The organism is Bacillus velezensis, from assembly GCF_001461825.1.
GTDB lineage: Bacteria > Bacillota > Bacilli > Bacillales > Bacillaceae > Bacillus > Bacillus velezensis.
The window spans coordinates 1-851 of sequence record NZ_LLZC01000011.1; the positions used below are offsets into that span (position 1 = coordinate 1).

Sequence of the window (851 nt, forward strand, 5' to 3'; positions counted from 1 at the left end):
TTTAGTTTTCAAAGATCATTTTTGTTCACTTTCTCAAGCAACTTTTTAAGTATATAATAAGTTTCTCTTAAAGTCAACATGTTTTTTATAAATGGTGGAGCCTAGCGGGATCGAACCGCTGACCTCCTGCGTGCAAAGCAGGCGCTCTCCCAGCTGAGCTAAGGCCCCGAAGTGGTCGGGAAGACAGGATTCGAACCTGCGACCCCATGGTCCCAAACCATGTGCTCTACCAAGCTGAGCTACTTCCCGATTTCAAAAATATTATGGCGCGCCCGAGAGGAGTCGAACCCCTAACCTTTTGATCCGTAGTCAAACGCTCTATCCAATTGAGCTACGGGCGCATAATAATGAATGCCGAGGGCCGGACTTGAACCGGCACGGTAGTCACCTACCGCAGGATTTTAAGTCCTGTGTGTCTGCCAATTCCACCACCCCGGCGTGGATGGTATAGTTGGAGCGGAAGACGGGATTCGAACCCGCGACCCCCACCTTGGCAAGGTGGTGTTCTACCACTGAACTACTTCCGCATACAGGATATCTATCCTGTATAATGCGGGTGAAGGGACTTGAACCCCCACGTCATAAGACACTAGATCCTAAGTCTAGCGCGTCTGCCAATTCCGCCACACCCGCGTAACATGGTGAGCCATGAAGGACTCGAACCTTCGACCCTCTGATTAAAAGTCAGATGCTCTACCAACTGAGCTAATGGCTCTTTTTAAAAGACTTATGTTATTATCTTGTCCAAAAATGGTGCCGGCCAGAGGACTTGAACCCCCAACCTACTGATTACAAGTCAGTTGCTCTACCAATTGAGCTAGGCCGGCAAATATGGTGGAGGATGACGGGCT

At 49.2% G+C, this 851-nt stretch carries 8 tRNA genes; all 8 read right to left on the reverse strand.

The window, feature by feature from the left end:
• Positions 1 to 92: 92 nt before the first annotated feature.
• Positions 93 to 168 (reverse strand) — tRNA-Ala (locus tag AR442_RS04070).
• 4 nt (positions 169 to 172) lie between these two features.
• Positions 173 to 249 (reverse strand) — tRNA-Pro (locus AR442_RS04075).
• A 15-nt stretch (positions 250 to 264) separates the two neighbouring features.
• A tRNA-Arg gene (locus AR442_RS04080) sits at positions 265 to 341 on the reverse strand.
• A gap of 11 nt (positions 342 to 352) precedes the next feature.
• A tRNA-Leu gene (locus AR442_RS04085) sits at positions 353 to 438 on the reverse strand.
• Positions 439 to 452: 14 nt separating this feature from the next.
• Positions 453 to 527 (reverse strand) — tRNA-Gly (locus tag AR442_RS04090).
• A 24-nt stretch (positions 528 to 551) separates the two neighbouring features.
• Positions 552 to 633 (reverse strand) — tRNA-Leu (locus AR442_RS04095).
• A gap of 6 nt (positions 634 to 639) precedes the next feature.
• Positions 640 to 715, reverse strand: a tRNA-Lys gene (locus tag AR442_RS04100).
• Positions 716 to 751: 36 nt separating this feature from the next.
• A tRNA-Thr gene (locus AR442_RS04105) sits at positions 752 to 827 on the reverse strand.
• Positions 828 to 851 lie beyond the last annotated feature (24 nt).